This window comes from Mesorhizobium sp. P2_F8 (genome assembly GCF_056403655.1).
This window is the reverse complement of sequence record NZ_JBFUFB010000004.1, coordinates 19,636-39,983: the sequence shown is the minus strand read 5'-3', so window position 1 is coordinate 39,983 and position 20,348 is coordinate 19,636. Positions and strand designations below refer to the sequence as shown.

Here is a 20,348-nt window from a genome sequence, read left to right as displayed (position 1 = left end):
CGGAACCTGCTTAGACAAGTTCCTCATGATCAAGCCTCGCAAGCCCGTTATCGGCCAGGCCCTTCAGCAGTGCCTCGACGTCGGCCTGGCAGCGCTCTGGATCGACGTTGTAGCGCGCAAGCACCGCACTGCGGATCTCCGCGATCGACCTGGGCTCCTGGATCAAATCCCAGATGAAGGCGCCGACGCCGTTCAGGCTGTAATAGATGTTGGATTTCAGATTGAGGAGCGCCAGGCCATCGCCGAACTCGCAAGCCACGGCATCCTTGGTCGCACTCACACGAACGTGGTCGGCTGAATATCGGTCGGCCAAATCCTGGTCGGCCAACTGCTGGCCGGATTGCTTCCAGTTCATCCCAAAACCTCGCTTACACTACGCTTCGCAGTTCCAGGCAATGAAAGGGGAGTCGGAGGCAGTGCCCCCGACTCTCTTATTTTTAAACCCAGAGACCCAACGTCATCACTCTGGAGTAATTGCGATAGGCTTCAGGAAAACGTCAGGTCGCCGATCGGCGTATGCGCGGGGAAAGACGCGTCGATCGCCGTGCTGCCGCCGCCGCCCTGGGTGATGGTTTCGATCGAACCATGCACCGTCAGGCTTGGCGTCTCGTATTCTTGCTTTTCAACATTCTGTTCCATTTTACTCTCCAATATGGACTGGAAACGGCTTGTCGAGTGCCGTCAGCACTTGCATGCTGCAGCGCAATAGCTGCATGGCAGCATTTATGAGTCAAGCCTGATTTACCAGGCATTAATCAATTACGGGTTGCGCGAGCACCTTATGTGTGGGTCATGCCTAAAATATGACGTCTTCTAGACCGATTCCCTATGTTTGGCGACTATGTCGATGCCGATTCTTTAAGCATTTGATTTTGCTTGAATAAAACATTTGCCAAGTGCCTTTATTTTAGGCATCCCTAATAGGGTGAACTGAGCCGGCAAATCCATGGTGAGGCAAGCTGAAAACGCCTTGTTAGGGGCGGTATTTCAACAGCGGTTTTGACCGGCTTTTCAGAAGTGTCGGTAAACGCTCAGGTTGCAAAATTCTGCACTGCAAAAGGAAAGGCTTTACGCCATCAAGGATTTTGGTGATGCTTGCTTCGCAATTGCAGCATACGCGCCGCGCAAATCGCTTTTTTGGGAGACTGTGCGCTAAATGGGCTTGCCGGATGGTTCCTATGAACGACTGCGCGCCGCCGATTGTGCCGACGAGGTTGCCTATGTGCGGGCCTGCCTGCGGTTGTATTTCGCCGGGGCAGGAGCCACCGCGGGCGACGTATCGATGCCCGGCCCTGGCGGCGCCAATGTTGCCGACATCGCCAGGCTGAACAAGGTCGCGACGTTTGTCCTCAAGGCACTGTCACGCGCGCCTGTCAGTGACAGACCGCCCGAGCTTTTTCATTGGCTGGACAGCTATCGCAGGAGGACGGTTTCGATGAACGCGTCCTGCATCATGGACTCCATGGCGATCCATGAGGTGCTGAGCGAAAGCCGGATCGATTTTGTCTTTCTGAAGGGTCCGTTCCAGCAGCAGCTTCTCTACGACGACCACTTCATGAAGCCCTCGGGCGATGTGGACATTCTGGTTTCGCCGGTCGGCTATTTCAAGGCGCGGGATGCGCTGCGCTCGATCGGCTACGAAGTCGCCGGCAAGTCGCGCTCCGTCTGGTGGGTTCGCTTCCTCGGCGAACAGCATATGACGCGCGGCGACGGACCGAGGCCTTCCACTGTCGATCTCCACTACCGCCTCCAGCAGCCCGGCTCGCCGAGCCCGCGCGACGCGGATGGGTTTCTGCGGCGAAAGCGGCAGGTCGAAATCGCCGGTGCCACGGTGCCGTTCACCTCGGCCGCCGACACGCTGCTTTTGTCCTGCATCAGCGTCGCCAAGGCACTGTTCAACCGGGAACCCTGCGCGGGCTATGTCTGTGACGTGCGCGCCAGCGCCAGCCGCCTCGACGAGGCGGACCAGCGGCATGTGCTCGATGCCGCGGTAGCGCAGGGGCTGGACGATACGCTGCTGCTTGGTATACGCGCAGCCGATGTACTGCTCGGCGGTGCCGGCACGCTGCTGTCGGAGCGTGCGACGCGCATCCTGTCGCGCATCGGCAACGAGGACCTGCTCAACATGGTCATGGCGCCGTGGCTGTCGTCGCTTCGGTGGCCGCAGCGGCGAACGGTGCTGTGGGAACTGTGCGGTCGCGCGCCGGTCCGCTATCTGGCGGAAGCTGGTTGGGCGGCGTCCGCCGACATCAGCCGCCGCATCTTTGAACGGCCGGGCGGTCGTTGAATGAACACAGATTTGGCGCTGGTGGCAATCGGGCATCGAACGGGTACGGGGCGAACACAAATCGATATCACCTGTACGAGAGGCTAATCCATGTCGATGACGAAATCCCAGGTCTGCGTGATCATCGCGGCCAAGAACGCGGCGGCGACAATCGCCGTCGCCATCGCATCCGCGTTGCGCGAACCGGAAGTGGCGGAAGTCGTCGTCGTCGACGACGCCTCCACGGACGACACCGCGGCAGTCGCGCGATCCGCCGACGACGGCAGCGGCCGGCTTGCGGTGATGCGCCTCGATGTCAATCGCGGCCCCTCCTACGCTCGCAACGCCGCGATCGCCAGTTCGAGATCGCCGTTCATCAGCATTCTCGACGCCGACGATTTTTTCCTCGAAGGCCGGTTTCGCAACCTGTTTGCCGTCGCCGACTGGGATTTCGCGGCGGACAACATCATGCTCATCAGGGATGATGCAACCGGCGACGCGACGAAAATCGTCGCCCCGCAATTTGCCGCGGATCCGGAATTCCTCGATCTCGAGCGCTTCGTCGAAGGCAATATTTCCAGGCGCCGCGTGCAAAGGGGCGAACTGGGCTTCCTCAAGCCGGTGATCAGCCGCGCCTTCCTCGATCGCCATGGATTGCGTTATGACGAGAGCCTGCGGCTCGGCGAGGACTATGAGCTCTACGCCCGTGCTGTCGCCTGCGGGGCGCGCTTCAAGGTCATCCGCTCGTGTGGCTACGGCGCCATCGTCCGCGCCGATTCGCTCAGCGGCCGTCACAAGACGCAGGACCTGAAGCGTCTGGCCGATGCCGATCTCGCGCTGCTGGCGATCGACAGTCTGCCGGAAGGCTCGAAAGCGGTGCTGAGACGGCACGAGCGGCACGTGCGCGACAAATACCGGCTGCGCAATTTCCTCGACGTCAAGGCCGAGCGCGGGCTGGCATCGGCAGCGGCCTACGCATTCGCCAGCCAATCCAACCTCGTCCCCATCGTCCAGGGCGTGGCTTTCGACAAGATCGAGGCGCTGTTTCGCCGCGTCGGCCTCGTGTCCAGGCACAAGCACGTGCCGCCATTGCGTTTTTTGATGGCCGGCACCAGCACCGGCAAGGAGCGGTGAAACTGTCCGTTTCGTCCGGGTTGACCCGCCGGCGACAAGTTGATCGCGCAAACCATTTCGGTCGGATTTATGAGTTTACGAACTGGGTGGTTGCCTCGCGGCCCAGACGATGGCAGTCTATGTTGCGGTGCAGCAAATTGGACGACCAGCCGAACTGGCCCCCGATCGGATTGGTCTGATGTCTCTCCCTCGCAGGAGCAGGACAAAGCAGTATGAGTTTTTTGAGCCCCGGCTGCGGGGATCGGCCAGAAGCCCGGCCCGTAGGCCGGCGATGACAGGAATCTGAGTTCATGGCTTCGATATTCGGTTTCAGATCCAGGGATCCGGCCCGTGACCGGCAGACCGATGGTTCACGCCTTGATCGCCTGGCAAAGCTGTTTGAGCAGATCGCGGTCGAGATCGAGGCTGAGAGAGCCGGGTTGGAGAATCGCTATCGGACGAAGGCGACCAACGCCGCTTTCCTGGTCGAAGCGATGGAGAACGGCTCCACCTCAGACCGCCGGTCGTCCGAAGTCAGCGCACTGACGAAGTCGATCCTGAATTGCGAACGCCGCATCGCGGACCTGTCGCGCCAGAACGGCATGATGAAAGAACTCCGTCATTCGCTGGATACGGTCTTCGACGAGAATGCGGCGTCCGATTCGGCCACCGTAGCCGCCGAGTACACCAGGCCGGCGGGCGCTGGCAGAGGTTGAAAGTGAAGGTTCGCAATTGCTGCAACAGATTTGATGCGAGGCAGGACAAGGTCAGGGGAGGGTCAAGCAGGAGGTCAAGGTTGGCCCGTTCAAGAAGTGGTTCGAACGTCGACTTTGGGTTGGGGATGCACAGCACAAAGGTGAGTTTGGTATGAATTCGAATCCGAAGACTACGTCCACCATCGCAACCGGCGGAACGCCGTTCACAAGCCAGGACAGACAAGCCGGCCTCAAGCGGCTGAGTGCGATCAGTGCGTTGCTGCTCGTCGCTCTCGGGAGTTTGGTGACGGCTCCCGCCCACGCCCAGGACATTCAGTCGTCGCCTTCATTCGTCGATGATTTCACCAGCTTCGATCGTGCACGCTGGTATGTTTCCGACGGTTGGTCGAACGGCAGTCATCAAAACTGCACCTGGTCGAAAGGCCTGGTCGCGCTGTCCGACGGGGTGCTGTCGCTCGGCTTCGAAAAGCAGAAGCTGAAGGACCGCGACTACGCTTGCGGCGAGATCCAGACCAAGCAGCGCTTCGGCTACGGCACCTATGAGGCGCGGATAAAGACCGACACCGGCTCCGGTCTCAATGCGGCCTTCTTCTCCTATATCGGTCCGTCCGACAAGCAGCCCTGGGACGAGATCGACTTCGAGGTCCTGACCAAGGACACCTCCAAGGTGCAGGTCAACGCCTACATCGCCGGCAAGGGCAACAATGAGAAGCTGGTCGACGTGGCGGGCGGCACCGACAAGGCCTTCAACGACTATGCCTTCGTCTGGCAGAAAGATAGCTTGCGCTGGTATGTCAACGGCCAGCTGGTCAACACGATCACCGATCCGGCGAAATTGCCGACGCATGCCCAGAAGATATTCTTCAGCCTTTGGGGCAGCGACAAGATGACCGGTTGGATGGGAGCGTTCGCCGATCCAGGCCGCAAGCTCACGCTGCAGATCGATCGCGTGGCGTTCACGGCCTTGGGCGAGCCCTGTCAGTTTCCAGAATCGCTGGCATGCAGCATAAAGTAGTTGGGAAAGTCGATTTGAACTGGCCGGGCCGAGAGCGGTCCGCTGCCTTGCATGGGAATGAAATCGAATGAATTTGACGGTCTTTGGAATTGGCTATGTCGGTCTCGTGCAGGCAGCGGTGCTTGCCGAAGTCGGGCACCAGGTGGTGTGCGTCGACATCGACGCCAACAAGGTCGAGCGGCTCAACCAGGGGTTCGTTCCGATTTTCGAGCCCGGGCTCGAAAGCCTCGTCAAGGAGAACCATGCCGCTGGCCGCATCAAGTTCACCACCGACGCAGCGGCCGCGGTCAGGCACGGCGAAATCCAGATGATCGCGGTCGGCACGCCGCCGGGCGAGGACGGTTCGGCCGATCTCAAATATGTGCTGGCGGTCGCCGAGACCATCGGCCGTGAGATGGACACCCCCAAGATCATCGTCGGCAAGTCGACCGTGCCGGTCGGCACCTGCGAAAAGGTGAAGGCCAGGGTCGCCGAGACGCTGAAGAAAAGAGGGCGCGAGGACCTGTCCTTCGACGTCGCTTCGAATCCGGAATTCCTCAAGGAGGGTTCCGCGGTTGCCGATTGCATGAAGCCCGACCGCATCATCGTCGGCACCGACAGCGAGGGCACCGAAGCGGTGATGCGCGAGCTCTACGCTCCCTTCAACCGCAACCACGAGAAGATGATCGTGATGGACGTGCGCAGCGCCGAATTCACCAAATACGCCGCCAATTGCATGCTGGCGACCAAGATCAGCTTCATGAACGAGATGGCCAACCTGGCCGAGCAGCTCGGCGCCGACATCGAGGAGGTCCGCAAGGGCATCGGCAGCGATCCGCGCATCGGCTACCACTTCATCTATCCGGGGCTTGGCTATGGCGGCTCGTGCTTCCCCAAGGATGTGCGCGCGCTGATCAAGACCGCCGAAGGTGTCAAGTTCGACGCCAAGCTGCTGCGCGCCGTCGAGGAACGCAACAACGAGCAGAAATCCGTCCTGTTCGACAAGGTGAATCGCTATTTCAAGGGCAATCTCAAGGGCAAGACCTTTGCGCTGTGGGGGCTGGCCTTCAAGCCCAACACCGACGACATGCGCGAGGCGCCCGCCCGCACGCTGATGGAGGCGCTGTGGAACGCCGGCGCCAAAGTGCAGGCCTATGACCCCGAGGCGATGCAGGAATGCCAGCACATATACGGGCTGCGCGACGACCTGTTGTTGTGCGGCACCAAGGAAGCCGCGCTGCGCGGCGCCGATGCGCTGCTGATCGCCACCGAATGGAAGAGTTTCCGCGCGCCGTCCTTCGACGCGATGAAGGATGCGCTGACCACGCCGATCATTTTCGATGGCCGCAACCTCTATGACCCCAAGGTCATCGCCCGCCACGGCATCGAATATCACTCGATCGGCAGAATGGCGGCATGAGGCCGGCAGCGAAGACCCGGAAGCGGAATCCGGCGGGTGCGCCCGGCGCGTCAAGGAGTTGTGGCTGATGGTGCTGGACGTAAAGCCCGAGCAAATCACCAGCGATCATTTCGATCTCGTCGCGATCGGTTCCGGCTTCGGCTCGGCCTTCTTCCTGCACGAGTTCGCCAAGCGCCGAAAGGCACGCGTCCTGGTGCTCGAATGGGGCCGGCACAACACCCATGAATGGCAGCTCCAGCAGAATGCCAACACCGACATCGACGACGAGACGACCTACAAGACCAATTCCGACAAGCCGTGGAATTACACCATCGGACTGGGGGGTGGAACGAACTGCTGGTTCGCGCAGACGCCAAGGTTCCATCCCAATGACTTCAGGCTGAAAAGCACCTACGGCATCGGCAATGACTGGCCGATCAGCTATGACGACGTCGAACCGTTCTACTGCGACGCCGAAGACATCATGTCGATCTCCGGCGATCCCGACATGGCGGCGATGCTGCCGCGCTCGAAGCCGTTTCCGCAACCGCCGCATCGCATGTCGACGCCGGACCGGATGATGAAGGCGGCGCAGCCCGGCCAGCATTTCGTCATGCCGACGGCGCGGGCGCGTGTGCCGATCGCGCAGCGCACCTCGTGCTGTGCCAATCTGCGCTGCTGGCTGTGTCCGGTCGACGCCAAATTCACCGTCAACAACGGCTTGATGCATGTCTTCGAGCATCCCGACATTTCGGTTTGCCTCGGTGCGGAGGTGCGGCGGCTCGATCATGTCGGCGGCACGGTCCGCTCGGTCACGTTCATGCATGACGGCAAGGAATACCAGGTTAGCGGCGACCTTTTCATTCTCGGTGCCAATGCCATCCAGAGCGCGGCGATCATGCTGCGGTCCGGCCTGGGCGGCGAATTCGTCGGCCGCGGCCTGCACGAATCATACGGCTGGAACTTCGAGGTCTATCTCGACGGTGTCGACAATTTCGACGGCAGCACCATCACCACCGGCCTGAACTTCGGCCTCTATGACGGTCCGCACAGATCGGAGCATGCGGCGGCACTGGTCTATTTCGAGAACCGCTGGCAGCACGGAATGCGTGCCGAAAAGGGGCGGCTGCGCCAGGCGCTGCCGCTCGTCGTGGTCACCGAAAACCTGCTCGACCACGAAAATTTCGTCACCCTCGACGAAGACGACAACGCCTTCGTCAACTTCAAGGCGCCGTCGGACTACGCGGTCAAGGGCATGGCCCGCGCGCTGGAGAAATTGCCTGACCTTCTGGCTCCGCTGCCGGTCGAAAAGCTGTTCGATCGCGGCATCCGGCCAACCGAATCGCACGTCCAGGGCACGCTGAGGATGGGAACCGGCCCGGCCGATTCGGTCATCGACAGCGACATGATCCATCACCAGTTGAGAAACCTGGTTGTCGTCGGCACCAGCACCTATCCGAGCTGTTCCTGCGCCAACCCGAGCCTGACCGCCGCGGCCCTCTCCCTGAGGGCGGCGAGCCGCATGGCGTGAGAGGAGGGCATCGGATGATCGAAGTTTCCAGACGCTCGGCCTTGGCCATCGTGGCCGGTGGGGTGGTGTCGACGGGCGTTGCCTTTGCCGCCGTCAGCTCGTTTTCCGATGAGGACCTGGTGCGCGTCACCCTCGAAAAATACCTCGGCAGGCTCAACATCCGTATCGAGCATCTGCAGCAGTTCGTGCTGGAGTTCCGCAACCGGAACCCGTGGATATTTCCCAGCGACAAGCTCAGCGACGCCGTCACCCTGGTCGAGGAGCTCAAATTGGGCGCCGTCCGCCGCCTCCTGCCGCAGGAGAAGCGGGAAGATCTGATCCAATTCGATCGCTGGGTCATCGCCGAATTCCATATGCTGACGGACTACGCATGGCGCAGTTCGCCCAATGACCCGATCCGGTTTACCGGCTGGCAATCCTGTACCAACCCGTTCGCGAATCTGGAGCCGCCGAAACTCGCCTGACGTCGAAAGCGAGGCGCCGCCGGTTGCCTCGGAACGAAATACGATATGCGACAAGGAGCCCGATCCATGAAAGTCCTTTTTGCAGGTGGCAGCGGCTATCCACCCGAGTTCAGCGGCGGCGTTCAGTCGAGCACGCACCATCTGGCCGAACAGTTGATCGAACATGGCCATGAAGCCGCTGTGCTCGCCGCCCTGTTCGGCGATGGTGTCTTCGGCTTGAAGGCGCGCGCCAAGATGAAGCTGTTGCGGCAACCGGGGGTCATCGACAGCTATCCCGGCTATCCGGTGGTGCGGGCCTGGTTTCCCTGGGAAGCGGCAGCCTTTGCCGTCGACAGGCTGAAGCCGGATGTGGCCGTCGTCCAGTGTCACAAATCGGTTCCGATCGGCAAGGCGCTGCAGGCGGAGGGCGTGCCTTTGGTCGTCTATCTTCGCAATGTCGAATTCCATGAACTGGGCGGCGACCTGCGCGAACTGCGTTCTGCACTATACATCGCGAATTCCGAGTTCACCGCGCGCACCTACAAGAACGAGTTCGACATCAACGCGACGGTGATCCCGCCGACCATCAATCCGGCGCATTACAGCACGCCGACGACGGGCCAGTTTGTCACGCTGATCAATCCCTATGAGGAAAAGGGTTTCGAGCTTGCGGTGCGCATCGCCGGCGCCTGCCCCGAGATACCGTTCTTGTTCGTCGAAAGCTGGAAGCTGGAAGACGATCATCGGGCGCGGATCGAACAGACGATCGCGCCTTTGGGCAATGTCGTGTTGGAGAGCCGCACCAGCGACATGAAGACGGTCTACGGCCGCACCAAGATCCTGCTTGCTCCCAGCAAATGGGAAGAGGCATGGGGCCGCGTCGCGTCGGAAGCCCATTGCAGCGGAATCCCGGTTGTCGGCTCGCGGCGTGGCGGCCTGCCCGAGGCGATCGGCTCAGGTGGCGTGGTGCTCGACTACGATGCACCGCTCGCCGACTGGGTCGCGGCCGTCAGGCGGCTGTGGAACGACAGCCAGGAATATGACCGGGTCTCGGGCCTCGCGCGCAGCTTCGCCGCGCGGCCAGAACTGGAACCCGACCGCCAGTTCATCACCTTCTTCTCGATCGTGGACAGGGCGATACAGCAGCGCGCGCGGCAAGCCGCTTAGCAAGCCTCGTAGCGTCGTGCGGATCAGGCCGGGCGTTTGACCCGGCTCTTTAGCGTCTCGTAACCGCGCGCGCCGAGCAGGGCGCGGGCAAGAGTCTTGGCGGCGCTTTTGCGGCCCTCTTGCGAGTTGATCTGCCGCAGCCTTGCCGGCAGGTTGCGGGCCGCCTGGCCGAGCGCCGGCAGCGACAGCGCATCGGGAAAGCTCACCATATGCGTTTCGACGCACAGCACCGGCTTGCCGGACAGTTCGGTGATCCTCAGCGCCTGCTCGTGCTCGCTTTCGATGAACAAGATGGCATCGGATTTGCGGTAGAAATCGGCCTTGAAACTGCCATGCGCGCCAAGCCGCTGCCGCTCCGCCTTGCTCGGCAGATCGAGCATGATCAGCCGGTCGTATTTGATCTCGTGTTTGGCGAGCCATGCCTCGGTCAGCGCGCGATATTTCTCCAGCCGGCTGGTGACCAGCCAGCCGATCTTGTGTGTCGCAACATGGAGAGGCCGCGCCTCGCTGAGGAATTTCTCATAGGCCGGCCCATCGTCGTTTTCGGCTTCGGTCGGATCGAGGCACAGCACGCCGTCAATGTCGACGCAGCACTGCGCCAGGAATTTGTGATGCATGAAATTCCACTGGAACATGCGCGGATGCGGCACGACCTCGAAGACGACATCGGTTTCCTGATGTTGCGGCTGCAGGCCGAACACCGCGGCAAAGGTGAAATCGGCCTTGATGCCGGCAGTCTCGATGCGCGAGCGTGCATCGCGCATGGCGTTGCCGCCGGCGACGCTGTCGTCGATCACCAGCACCTTGCGCATTTCGGAGACCTTGCGGTCGAGTGCCGCCCGGCGCTTTGTGATGCCCGACGTGTAGATCCGCCCGGCCAGGAAGCTGTCCAGATCGGTCATTGGAATGTTCGCCGCCAGGCTCACCAGCGTTGCCGCGAGCACACCGCTTCTGGGAACGCCGACGACCAGGTCGATGTCGCGCGGCAGCCGGTGCAGGCCCCTGACAATGGCGTCGTTCATGTCGGAAATCGATCGGTAGTGCATAGGGTCAGACCTGGTCCTGGAGTGAATATCCGTACCTGTCGAGGTCGCGCAAACTATTGCGCCTCGCGTGGTGCTGCTGCGGGCAGCCTTGCCGGCAGCATCTTCAAGGCCTCGCGCAGGGCTTCGCGGCCGGATGCGAATGCCAACGCGACGACGATGGTGATCAGATAGGCGAGAACGGCGCCGCTGGCCAAGCCAATGACATGCTGCTGCGGCAGGAGCGGCTTGATGAACCAGATGGCGGCCAGCGCCAGATGGGCGCCAAGCACGAACGGCGTTGCCGCGCGCAGCACGTGTTGCGCCTGCAACGGACCGCTCTTGCCGACATAGAGCCACAGGAATGGGGTCCTCAGATACTCGCTGATCGCATAGGCAATCGCCACGCCCAGCGCGCCATAGGGCAGGCCGAGCGCGAAGGCCAGCACCGACGTCACCGCCGTTATGATGCCCCAGCGCATGAAATCGCCGGAGCGGCCCTGGCTGACGAAAAGCCATCCCGCCGGATTGTTGAGCGGCTGCAGCAGCCCGGCAAAGCCGAGCGCCAGGAAAATGTCGGCGCTCGCGCGCCATTGCTCGCCGAGCACGAAGGGGATCAGTACGTCCGACATCGCGGTGGCGAAGGCGACGCCGGGAAGCGCCACCAGCAGGATCAGCGGCATGACGCGCAGATAGGCGCTGCGGTAGCGGTCCGGCTCGTCCTTCAGCCTGGACAGCGCCGGAACCATCACCTTCGACAACGGATTGGTGATCTGGCTCAGCGGAAACAAAAGCAGCTTGTAGGCTCGGTCATAAAGGCCGAGCTGGGCTTCGCCCCAGTATTTGCCGATCAGCACATTGTCGAGGTTGCGGGCAAAGAAATTGGCGAAGTTGAAGCCGGTGATGCCGGCGCCGAAATTGATCAATTCGCTGATTCCGGCGACCTTACGCGGCAGGCCGGGACGCCAGCGCGAGCTTGCCCAGTAGCAGAGCGTCGGCAGCACGGCACCGGTCAGCGTACCGGCAAACAGTGCCCAATAGGAGCGGTCGATGAAAGTCCAGGCGATCGATACGGCGAGCCCCACGACGGCGCTGGCGACGTCGATGACGGCCAGCCGGCCGAACTGCATGCGGCGCGTCAAAAGCGCCAGGTGCTGCGCGCCCAGCCCATAGGCCATGATCTGCAGCCCGAACGCCGCCACCAGGCCGGCCACGCGCGGCTCGCCGTAGAAAGCGGCGACCAGAGGGGCGGCACCTGCGAGCACGCAGGCCAGAATCGCGCTGACGGCCACATTGATCCAGAAGAGGTAGTTCACTTCCTCATGCCGGATGCCGCTCTTCTGGATTGTCGCCTGGGTCAGGCCGAAATCCTGGAACAGCGCGATGAAGGCCAGCACCGGCGCGCACATCGCCACGACGCCGAAATCCTGCGGCGACAAAAGCCGCGACAGCACGATGACGGATATGATCTGTGTCGCGACGCGCACCGATTGCGCCATGGCCGTGACAACCGCGCCGCGCCCAACGGATTTGCGCAGGGAGCCTTCCGGCGGATCGAATGCATTGGCTTCCAAATTCAGGATTCCTGACTTTTGTGCGGATTTCCGACCCCGAAAAAATCCACCACCTCCGCCAACGACAAACTACGGCAATAATTTTGCAGTGCAACAGAAAAGGTGGATCGTTGCGCCAAAAATGTTGCGATGCAGCAAGAGCTGTACTAGGTTCTCCTTGGGTGGGCCAACAGCGGTCGAGTTTTCATGCTGCATGTCTTGTACCTTGTGCACGACGTCTCCGATCCGGCCGTGCGCCGGAGGATCATAATGCTCAGGGCAGGTGGGGCCGAGGTCACGTTGGCCGGCTTCCGTCGCACCACAAATCCGATTGCGGATATCGAGGGATTGCGGCCGATCGACCTTGGCGCGACGCGTGACGGGCGATTCGGCCAGCGGCTCGCGGCGGTCACCAAGGCGGCGGTTTCGATCGGCTCCAGGCTTGGCGGCATGCCCAGGCCCGATCTCATCATTGCGCGCAACCTGGAAATGCTTGCGCTTGCCCGTCGCGCCAGATCCGCCTTCGGTGCATCGGTTCCGATCGTATACGAGTGCCTCGACATTCATCGCCTTGTGCTTCGCAAAGATGTCCTGGGCAAGGCGTTGCGCGCCGTCGAACGCTTCCTGGCCAGGGACGTGAAGCTGCTGGTGACCAGTTCGCCTGCCTTCATCGCCAATTACTTCAAGCCGTTCGGACAGGTTGCGGCGCCGATCGAACTGGTCGAGAACAAGTATTTCGAGGCAGCCGCGATTCTGCCCGGCAGCCCTGAAGCGCCCGTTAGCCCTGAAGCGCCCGTTAGCCCTGAGGCGGTTGAGAGTCCCGTCGGACCGCCATGGCGAATCGGCTGGTTCGGCGCGCTGCGCTGCCGCCGCTCGCTCGAACTGCTGGCCGATTTCTCCCGCCGGATGGAAGGACGAGTCGAGATCGTGCTGCGGGGCCGTCCGGCTCTATCCGAATTCCCGAATTTCCATGCCTTCGTCGAATCAGAGCCGTGGCTCTCGTTTGGCGGGCCCTATCGCAACCCGGAGGACATGGCGTCGATCTATGGCGACGTCCATTTTTCCTGGGCGATCGATTTCTTCGAAGCGGGACAGAACTCCGAATGGCTCCTGCCCAACCGCCTCTACGAAGGCTGCCGCTTCGGCGCGGTGCCGATCTCGATGGGCGACACCGAAACCGGGCGGTTCCTCAGCAAGCAGGATATCGGCATTCTCTTGCCGGAGGCTTCGCCCGAGGCGCTCGAAGCGACACTTGGCAAGATGGATGAGCATCGTTTCGCCGGGTTGAAGGCGCATGTTCTTGCCCGCAACCCGAGGATCTGGAGCTACGACCGCAGCGATTGCCGGGCGCTTGTCGAGCGGCTGCGCAGCCTGACCGCCGTATCGGGTTCATTTGCAGCCGAGGCGTTGGCATAAGATGGCTGAACATGGACAGAGGCTGATGACGCAGACTAAAAAAACTTCATCCAGCCTGATCGTTATTCCGTGCCTGAACGAAGCGGCCCATATCGGTGTGCTGCTCGATCAACTGCGTCCCGCCGCGGCAAGGCTTGGCGCCAGGATCATCGTCGCCGACGGCGGCAGCACCGACGGCACGCTGGCTATCGTCAAGGACATCGCAAGCAAGGATCCGCGCGTTATCCTGCTTCACAACGAACGGCGCATCCAGAGCGCGGCGATAAACCTCGCCGTCGGTACCTTCGGCGAAGGAGCAGACTATCTCATCCGCATCGATGCGCATGGCGGCTATCCCGACGACTATTGCGACCGGCTGGTCGAGGAGGCATTGGCCACCGGAGCGGATTCGGTTGTCGTTTCGATGCTGACCAGCGGCAGCAGCACCGTGCAGAAGGCTGCCGCGGCGGCGCAGAATTCCAAGCTCGGCACCGGCGGCTCCAAGCACCGGCACCGCTCCGCCGGAGAGTGGGTCGATCACGGCCATCACGCGCTGATGAGGATATCGGCGTTCGGCTCTGTCGGCGGCTATGACGAGACATTCAGCCACAACGAGGATGCCGAACTCGACTACAGGCTGAGACAGGCCGGCTACAAGATCTGGATGAGCGGCAAGACGCATATGATCTACTACCCGCGCACCTCGCTCAGCGGCCTCTATTTCCAGTATCTCGGCTATGGCCGCGGCCGCGCCAAGAATGTGCTGAAGCACCGCGTCATCCCGAAGGTCCGGCAGATGGTGCCGCTCCTGGTGTTTCCGGTCGTGCTGCTGGCGGCGCTCTCATTCGTGCACTGGCTGGCGGCGGTGCCGCTGCTGCTGTGGGCCTCGGTGTGCCAGGGTTACGGCCTGTGGACGGCGATCCGCCAGCGCAATGCCGACATCGCGCTGGCCGGCGTCTCGGCGATGGTCATGCACCTTGGCTGGTCGATCGGCTTTTGGCTGCAGCTTCTCGGCCTCGGGTCGCGGCGCGGGGTGGCGTGATGGCCAAGAAGCTCAGCATCGACATCGGCGTCTGCACGTTCCGGCGGCCGGAGCTGGCCGACACCCTGCGCTCGCTCGACGCCATGGAGATGCCGGCCGGGTTCGATATCTGCATCATCGTCGCCGACAATGACGACACGCCGACCGCCCGCGACCTGGTGACGGCGCTGTCGCGGCAATTGACGGTGCCGGTCCGCTATCAGCATTGCCCGGCCCGCAACATTTCGATCGCCCGCAACGCTTGCCTCGACGCCAGCACAGCGGATTTTGTCGCTTTCATCGACGACGACGAGACGGCCACGGCGCGCTGGCTCGCCGAACTGGCCGCGGTGGCGCAAGCGAGCGGAGCTGCCGCCGTGCTCGGCCCGGTCCGGGCGCGTTATCGCGCGGATGCGCCGGACTGGATGCGGCGCGGCGATTTCCATTCGACCTTGCCCGTCTGGGTTCGCGGCGAGATCCAGACCGGCTACACCTGCAACGTTTTGCTCCGCATGGGGTCGGACAGCCTGCGCGGCCGCCGCTTCAGCCTGGCGCGCGGCCAGACAGGCGGCGAGGATACCGAGTTCTTCGACCAGATGCACAAAGCGGGCGGCCGCATCGTCTTTTCGCCCGACGCCTGGGTCGACGAGGTGGTGCCGCGCTCGAGGGCGGCATTCGACTGGCTCGGGCGCCGACGCTTCCGCGTCGGGCAGACGCATGGGCATCTTCTGGGGCGCAACGCGCGCGGCATCGGCCTGGTCAAGCAGGTCGGCCTGGCGTCGGCAAAGGCCATCTATTGCTTCGCCTCTGCGCTTCCGGTCGTCATCAGCCCGGTTCGAAGGAACCGCAGCGTGCTGCGCGGCATTATGCATGTCGGTGTCGTCAGCGGCCTTGTCGGCATCCGCGAAATCCGCCTCTACGGCCAGCCTTCGCCGCAGGAAGGGGGCAAGCGTGCAGCCTGACGTCAGCTTTGTCATCGCCGCCTACAACGCCGAGGCGACCCTCGACCGGGCGATCGCCAGCGCCATCGCGCAGAAAAACGTCAGCGTCGAGATCATCGTCGTCGACGACAAATCGCGCGACGCGACGCTCGACGTGGCGCGGGCCTATCCGCAAGATATCGTTCGCGTCGTCGCCCTGGCCAGCAATCGCGGTCCCGGCGGCGCCAGGAATGCCGGGCTCGATGTCGCCCGCGGCAGATGGATCGCGGTTCTCGATTCCGACGACGCCGTTTTTCCCGACCGCATCGCGGCCATGATCGCTCGTGCCGAAAAGGCGGGCGCCGAGATCGCCGTCGACAATTTGCAGGTCATTCGCGAGGACGGTGTCGTCGAGGACGCGATGTTTCCAACACGCTATCTGGAGGATTTGAGCGAAATCTCGCTGGCCAGCTACATCGCCGGCAACGTCGTTTTCGAATCGAAGTTCAATCTCGGCTACCTCAAGCCGATCTTCCAGCGCGCGTTCCTGGACGAAAACGAGCTTCGCTATGATGAAAAACTGAGCATCGGCGAAGATTACATCCTGCTCGCCAACGCTTTGGCCAAGGGCGGCAAATGCGTGGTCGAGCCGGCGATCGGATATGCCTATCATATCCGCAGCGGCTCCATCTCCCGCGTGCTCGAGCTTCACCACGTCGAAGCGATGCGCAAGGCAGATGCCGTGTTCGCTCAAACCCATTCGATGGACGAGGCCGCGCAAGTCGCGTTCGCCCGGCGCAGCCGCAGCCTGCGCAAGGCCGCATCGTTCCTGTCTATGGTTCAGCACATCAAGGCGCGGTCCCCGCTCAAGGCGATCCGGACTGCGCTCAGCGACCCGGCGGCGGTCAGGCATATGGGCATGCCGATCGCCGTGCGGTTGCGAAGAGTAGCGGCGCAGTTTGCCGTTGGGGTGGGGAGGTGAAGATGCAGGCACATGAAGGGATTTTTCGTGGCTTGTGAATGGACTGAAGTCGATCTCCTCAGAAGGAATTTGCGATGAAGAAAATCAGGAAGGCCGTGATACCGGTGGCAGGACTTGGAACAAGGTTCCTGCCGGCGACCAAGTCGATGCCGAAGGAAATGCTCCCCGTCGTCGACAGGCCTGTCGTGCAATATGCGGTGGACGAGGCCTTCGAGGCGGGCATCGAGCACATCGTGTTCGTCACCGGCCGCAACAAGGCGGTCATCGAGGACTATTTCGACCTGCATCCGGAATTGATCGGAACCCTGGAGCAGACCGGCAAGAAGACCCAGCTGGAGGCGCTCGAAAGCATGCTGCCGGTGGCCGGCGCCACCTCCTTCATCCGCCAGCAGTCGCCGCAAGGCCTCGGCCATGCTGTCTGGTGCGCGCGCGAAGTCATCGGCAACGAGCCCTTCGCCTTGCTGTTGCCGGACATGGTGTCGTTCGGTGGCCGCGGATGCCTGGCCGAGATCGTCGATCTCTATGCTGAAACCGGCGGCAACGTCATCGCCGTCGAGCGCTGCGATCCGACCGAGACCAACAAATACGGCATCGTCGGCCGTGGCGCCGATATCGGCGGCGGTTTCGAGGTGACGGCCATGGTCGAAAAGCCCGCGCCTGCCAACGCGCCGTCGAACTTCTACATCAACGGCCGCTACATCCTGCAGCCCGAGATTTTCGCGCTTCTGGGCAATCAACAGCGCGGCGCCGGCAACGAGATCCAGTTGACGGATGCCATGGTCCGGCTGTCGCGGGACCAGGCGTTCTTCGCCCAACCATTCAAGGGCCGCATGTTCGACTGCGGTTCGAAGGAAGGGTTCATCCAGGCCAACATCGCCTTCGCGCTGGCGCGCGACGACATGAAGGGCCCGATTTTCGAGATGCTTCAGGAGTTCGTCCGGTCGCATGAACGCCAGGAAGAAGCCGCATAATGCCCATGTTTTGGGAGCATTTACAGATGGCCGGCGACGCGGGGCGATAGCTCCCGCGCCGCCTGGCACGAAGTTTGCGTTTTATTGCGCAATGCTCCCGATCTTGGCGGCTGTGCAAGCCCCGGCATGATCCCGAAAAATGACCACCGGTTTTCGGAAAAGATCATGCTCAAACGCTGAGATGGATCCCCATCCCGATCGTCGGGATGGAACAGGCTCTGGAATTGGACCGAAGATGAATTATGCCAACTTTCCTCTCGACAAGAGGATGCCATTGCCGAATTCGGACGCAGGAGACGGCGAAGACTTCATCGACATCGAGCGGCTGCTTGGCATGGCCGCACGGCAAGCCAAGGTGGTTGCCGTGTGCGCCGTCATCGGTCTCTTTCTAGGCCTGCTCTATCTGCAGACCACGCCGCCCCAATATCAGTCGGTCTCAAGCGTGCTGATCGACGAGGGCTTGAACAAGATCGTCGATGACATTTCGGCGGCGTCGACAACCATGCAGACCGATTCCGCCATCCTGAGCCAGATCGAGATCCTGACCTCGACGCGGCTTGCCGCCGTGGTCGTCGACAAGCTGAAGCTCGACCAGAACGATGCCTTCCTGAATCCGCCCGTATCGGCTCTGGCAAGGGGCGTCGGTCTGATCCGGGGCCTGATCCAGTATGTTCGCCCGAGCCCCGTCATGCCGGGCGTCGGTGACATCAGCAAGCTCGACCCCGCCGCCCGCGATGCGCTGATCGCCACGTCCCGTCGCGACTACGCGATCCTCAAGCTGCAGAACGAGGTGCGGGCGGAGCGCACGGGGCGAAGCTACGTCATCGCCCTCGGCTATCAGTCGACGGATCCGGCGCTCGCCCATGCGATCACCAAAGCCTATGCCGATGCCTATCTCGCCGATCAGCTCGATGCCAGCTTCGACGCCACCGAGCGGGCGGCGGTCTGGCTGCAGGGCCGGTTGACGGAATTGCGCGAGAGCTCGCAGGCGGCATCGCTCGCGGTCGAGAAATTCAGGGCCGAACATGGCCTGGCCGCCAACAGCGATGGCCAGTTGATGAGCGACAAGCAACTGTCCGATCTCAACGCCCAGCTCATCGTCGCGCAGGCCGACACCGCACGCGCCAGTGCCCGCTACCAGCAGTACAAGGCGATTGTCGAAAGCGGCTCCGACAACGCTTTCAAGGATGCCGCCATATCAAGCGACCAGCCGAGCAGCTCGGTCATCGCGGCCCTCAAGACCCGTTACCTCACTGTCTCCAAGCGGCTGCAGGACGTCGAGGCGAATTTCGGCGCCCAGCATCCGCAGGCGTTGGCGCTGGCCAAGGAGAAGGCCGACATATCGACGCAGATCTTCGGCGAACTGAAGCAGCTGACCGAAAGCTATCGCAACGAATATGAGGTGGCGCTGGCGCGCGAGACCGCGCTCAGGGCCAATGTCGCGGCCGCGCAAGGCAAGAGTTCCGTCGACAACCAGACGCAAGTCAAGCTGCGGGAACTCGATCAGCAGGCGACGGCGCTCACCACGCTCTATCAGACATTCCTCGGCCGCTACGAGGAAGCCGCGCAGCAGCAATCCTTCCCGGTCGGCAAGATCCGCATCATCTCCGACGCCTCGATGCCGCTCACCGCGTCAAGCCCACGCACGATCATCGTGATTGGACTTTCGCTGGTGCTTGGCACGCTGATGGGCGCCGGCTTCGGCGGCCTGAATGAATTCAACGAACGTTTCTTCAGGACCGGCGAGGAGGTGCGCGACCGTGTCGGGCTGAAATTCCTCGGCTATCTGCCGACGATCGGCGGCAAGCTGAGCAAGGAAGAAAAGCCGGGCGATACCCAGGTGGATGACAAGACCGCCAGATCGCTGTCGTCCGCCGAAAGGCGGGCGCGCATGCGGGTGAGCATCGATTCGCCTGCGTCGATGTTCTCCGAAACGCTGCGCAGCGCCAAGATCGCCTTCGACGTCGTGATGGAAGGGCAAGGCAGCCGCGTTATCGGCATCGTCTCGGTGCTTCCCGGCGAGGGTAAGTCGACGGTCGCGGCAAATCTCGCCGGATTGCTTGCCGCCAACGGCGCCAAGACGCTGCTCATCGACGGCGACCTGCGCAACCCCGGCCTCAGCCGTGGTCTCGGCATGGAAGCCGAGCAAGGTTTGATGGAAGCCGTGGTCAACGGCCAGGCGTGGCAGTCCGTTGGCAAGATCGACCGGCAGACGAAGCTGGCCATCATCCCGGCCGTGTCGCGCGGTCACTTCTCGCACACCAGCGAACTTCTCTCCTCGGCCGGGATGCGGCGCTTCATCGATAACGCCAAGGAGACCTTCGAATACATCGTCGTCGATCTGCCGCCGCTCGGACCGGTGGTCGATGCCAAAGCATTCGCGCCGCTGGTCGACGGGTTTGTGCTCGTCACCGAATGGGGGCGCACGCCCCGCGCGATGGTGAGGTCGATGCTGGAATCCGAACCCTATGTTGCCAACAAGATCATCGGGGCGGTGCTGAACAAGGTCGATCTGAAGAAGCTGGCCAAATACGGATCGTTCGGCGGCTCCGAGAAATTCTTCGACAAATACTCGACCTACTATCTGGAAAAGTCGGAAGTGCGCAGCAAGGCAAAGGCAACGGTCTGACGTTGTTCGAGTAGGCCCTTTCGAAAGCGCATTGCGTTGAAACAGGGCCGGTCGACGCGCCCTGAATCTTTGCTTTATGCATGCCCGAACGCCGCGCGCTTTGGGTGATGCATTAGGAGCAGGTCAGCCTCCAGAGGCACATGGGTCAACCTTCTTCGCGGGTCCGGCGATTCCTGTGGCAGTCGGCCGTCCGCTCTGGAAGGCCGCAGTGCCGAGCCGGGCCTAG

The 20,348-nt window shown here is 62.2% G+C and carries 18 protein-coding genes; 14 read left to right on the top strand and 4 right to left on the bottom strand.

Annotated features, from left to right (window positions below; genetic code table 11):
- Positions 1-10: 10 nt before the first annotated feature.
- Complete coding sequence (locus tag AC1DZP_RS11015) at positions 11-355, bottom strand: PqqD family protein (protein WP_477302275.1); 345 nt, start codon at positions 353-355, stop codon at positions 11-13.
- A gap of 131 nt (positions 356-486) precedes the next feature.
- The gene (locus tag AC1DZP_RS11010) at positions 487-639 is read right to left on the bottom strand and encodes a lasso peptide (RefSeq protein WP_095082854.1); all 153 of its coding nucleotides are present in this window, start codon (positions 637-639) and stop codon (positions 487-489) included.
- Positions 640-1,156: 517 nt separating this feature from the next.
- Between AC1DZP_RS11010 and AC1DZP_RS11005 the strand changes: the two genes are divergently transcribed.
- From AC1DZP_RS11005 to AC1DZP_RS10970, 8 genes are all read left to right on the top strand, one after another.
- Positions 1,157-2,287 carry a nucleotidyltransferase family protein gene (locus AC1DZP_RS11005; RefSeq protein WP_477302273.1) on the top strand — a complete coding sequence of 377 codons (1,131 nt, stop codon included), beginning with the start codon at positions 1,157-1,159 and terminating at the stop codon, positions 2,285-2,287.
- Positions 2,288-2,377: 90 nt separating this feature from the next.
- A complete protein-coding gene (locus tag AC1DZP_RS11000; protein WP_477302271.1) occupies positions 2,378-3,400 on the top strand; it encodes a glycosyltransferase family 2 protein in 1,023 nt (340 codons plus the stop codon).
- Between the two features lie 290 nt (positions 3,401-3,690).
- Positions 3,691-4,095 carry a hypothetical protein gene (locus AC1DZP_RS10995; protein ID WP_477302269.1) on the top strand — a complete coding sequence of 135 codons (405 nt, stop codon included), beginning with the start codon at positions 3,691-3,693 and terminating at the stop codon, positions 4,093-4,095.
- A gap of 151 nt (positions 4,096-4,246) precedes the next feature.
- Positions 4,247-5,110 carry an endo-1,3-1,4-beta-glycanase ExoK gene (exoK, locus tag AC1DZP_RS10990; RefSeq protein ID WP_477302267.1) on the top strand — a complete coding sequence of 288 codons (864 nt, stop codon included), beginning with the start codon at positions 4,247-4,249 and terminating at the stop codon, positions 5,108-5,110.
- Positions 5,111-5,177: 67 nt separating this feature from the next.
- Positions 5,178-6,509 carry a UDP-glucose dehydrogenase family protein gene (locus AC1DZP_RS10985; RefSeq protein WP_095082841.1) on the top strand — a complete coding sequence of 444 codons (1,332 nt, stop codon included), beginning with the start codon at positions 5,178-5,180 and terminating at the stop codon, positions 6,507-6,509.
- A gap of 67 nt (positions 6,510-6,576) precedes the next feature.
- Positions 6,577-8,019 (top strand): GMC oxidoreductase, encoded by a 1,443-nt coding sequence (locus AC1DZP_RS10980; RefSeq protein WP_477302265.1) that lies wholly within the window; start codon positions 6,577-6,579, stop codon positions 8,017-8,019.
- 14 nt (positions 8,020-8,033) lie between these two features.
- Positions 8,034-8,483, top strand: a complete 450-nt coding sequence (locus AC1DZP_RS10975; protein ID WP_095082836.1) for a hypothetical protein — start codon at positions 8,034-8,036, stop codon at positions 8,481-8,483.
- A gap of 66 nt (positions 8,484-8,549) precedes the next feature.
- Positions 8,550-9,629, top strand: coding sequence for a glycosyltransferase (locus AC1DZP_RS10970; RefSeq protein ID WP_477302263.1), 1,080 nt, complete (start codon positions 8,550-8,552; stop codon positions 9,627-9,629).
- A gap of 23 nt (positions 9,630-9,652) precedes the next feature.
- Here the strand turns inward: AC1DZP_RS10970 and AC1DZP_RS10965 are convergent, their stop codons facing one another.
- Positions 9,653-10,675 (bottom strand): phosphoribosyltransferase, encoded by a 1,023-nt coding sequence (locus AC1DZP_RS10965; RefSeq protein WP_477302261.1) that lies wholly within the window; start codon positions 10,673-10,675, stop codon positions 9,653-9,655.
- A 53-nt stretch (positions 10,676-10,728) separates the two neighbouring features.
- Positions 10,729-12,225: a lipopolysaccharide biosynthesis protein gene (locus tag AC1DZP_RS10960; protein WP_477302259.1), complete on the bottom strand. Its 1,497-nt coding sequence runs from the start codon at positions 12,223-12,225 to the stop codon at positions 10,729-10,731.
- A 186-nt stretch (positions 12,226-12,411) separates the two neighbouring features.
- Between AC1DZP_RS10960 and AC1DZP_RS10955 the strand changes: the two genes are divergently transcribed.
- The 6 genes from AC1DZP_RS10955 (at position 12,412) to AC1DZP_RS10930 (ending at position 20,122) form a co-directional block, all read left to right on the top strand.
- Entirely contained in the window at positions 12,412-13,620 is a 1,209-nt protein-coding gene (locus AC1DZP_RS10955; RefSeq protein ID WP_477302257.1) for a glycosyltransferase, read from the top strand.
- A 25-nt stretch (positions 13,621-13,645) separates the two neighbouring features.
- Positions 13,646-14,641 carry a glycosyltransferase family 2 protein gene (locus AC1DZP_RS10950; protein WP_477302255.1) on the top strand — a complete coding sequence of 332 codons (996 nt, stop codon included), beginning with the start codon at positions 13,646-13,648 and terminating at the stop codon, positions 14,639-14,641.
- The gene (locus AC1DZP_RS10945) at positions 14,641-15,582 is read left to right on the top strand and encodes a glycosyltransferase family 2 protein (protein WP_477302253.1); all 942 of its coding nucleotides are present in this window, start codon (positions 14,641-14,643) and stop codon (positions 15,580-15,582) included. Before AC1DZP_RS10950 ends, AC1DZP_RS10945 begins: the two co-directional genes overlap by 1 nt.
- The gene (locus AC1DZP_RS10940) at positions 15,572-16,522 is read left to right on the top strand and encodes a glycosyltransferase family 2 protein (RefSeq protein ID WP_477302251.1); all 951 of its coding nucleotides are present in this window, start codon (positions 15,572-15,574) and stop codon (positions 16,520-16,522) included. Before AC1DZP_RS10945 ends, AC1DZP_RS10940 begins: the two co-directional genes overlap by 11 nt.
- Positions 16,523-16,596: 74 nt before the next feature.
- Positions 16,597-17,493, top strand: coding sequence for a UTP--glucose-1-phosphate uridylyltransferase (locus AC1DZP_RS10935; protein WP_095082814.1), 897 nt, complete (start codon positions 16,597-16,599; stop codon positions 17,491-17,493).
- A 235-nt stretch (positions 17,494-17,728) separates the two neighbouring features.
- Positions 17,729-20,122 carry a polysaccharide biosynthesis tyrosine autokinase gene (locus tag AC1DZP_RS10930; protein WP_457150023.1) on the top strand — a complete coding sequence of 798 codons (2,394 nt, stop codon included), beginning with the start codon at positions 17,729-17,731 and terminating at the stop codon, positions 20,120-20,122.
- Positions 20,123-20,348: the final 226 nt, after the last annotated feature.

Bases quoted from the DNA above. Each gene is read 5' to 3' on its own strand.
- AC1DZP_RS11015 (WP_477302275.1), bottom strand. From the start codon at position 355: ATGAACTGGAAGCAATCCGGCCAGCAGTTGGCCGACCAGGATTTGGCC.
- AC1DZP_RS11010 (WP_095082854.1), bottom strand. From the start codon at position 639: ATGGAACAGAATGTTGAAAAGCAAGAATACGAGACGCCAAGCCTGACG.
- AC1DZP_RS11005 (WP_477302273.1), top strand. From the start codon at position 1,157: ATGGGCTTGCCGGATGGTTCCTATGAACGACTGCGCGCCGCCGATTGT.
- AC1DZP_RS11000 (WP_477302271.1), top strand. From the start codon at position 2,378: ATGTCGATGACGAAATCCCAGGTCTGCGTGATCATCGCGGCCAAGAAC.
- AC1DZP_RS10995 (WP_477302269.1), top strand. From the start codon at position 3,691: ATGGCTTCGATATTCGGTTTCAGATCCAGGGATCCGGCCCGTGACCGG.
- exoK (WP_477302267.1), top strand. From the start codon at position 4,247: ATGAATTCGAATCCGAAGACTACGTCCACCATCGCAACCGGCGGAACG.
- AC1DZP_RS10985 (WP_095082841.1), top strand. From the start codon at position 5,178: ATGAATTTGACGGTCTTTGGAATTGGCTATGTCGGTCTCGTGCAGGCA.
- AC1DZP_RS10980 (WP_477302265.1), top strand. From the start codon at position 6,577: ATGGTGCTGGACGTAAAGCCCGAGCAAATCACCAGCGATCATTTCGAT.
- AC1DZP_RS10975 (WP_095082836.1), top strand. From the start codon at position 8,034: ATGATCGAAGTTTCCAGACGCTCGGCCTTGGCCATCGTGGCCGGTGGG.
- AC1DZP_RS10970 (WP_477302263.1), top strand. From the start codon at position 8,550: ATGAAAGTCCTTTTTGCAGGTGGCAGCGGCTATCCACCCGAGTTCAGC.
- AC1DZP_RS10965 (WP_477302261.1), bottom strand. From the start codon at position 10,675: ATGCACTACCGATCGATTTCCGACATGAACGACGCCATTGTCAGGGGC.
- AC1DZP_RS10955 (WP_477302257.1), top strand. From the start codon at position 12,412: ATGCTGCATGTCTTGTACCTTGTGCACGACGTCTCCGATCCGGCCGTG.
- AC1DZP_RS10950 (WP_477302255.1), top strand. From the start codon at position 13,646: ATGACGCAGACTAAAAAAACTTCATCCAGCCTGATCGTTATTCCGTGC.
- AC1DZP_RS10945 (WP_477302253.1), top strand. From the start codon at position 14,641: ATGGCCAAGAAGCTCAGCATCGACATCGGCGTCTGCACGTTCCGGCGG.
- AC1DZP_RS10935 (WP_095082814.1), top strand. From the start codon at position 16,597: ATGAAGAAAATCAGGAAGGCCGTGATACCGGTGGCAGGACTTGGAACA.
- AC1DZP_RS10930 (WP_457150023.1), top strand. From the start codon at position 17,729: ATGAATTATGCCAACTTTCCTCTCGACAAGAGGATGCCATTGCCGAAT.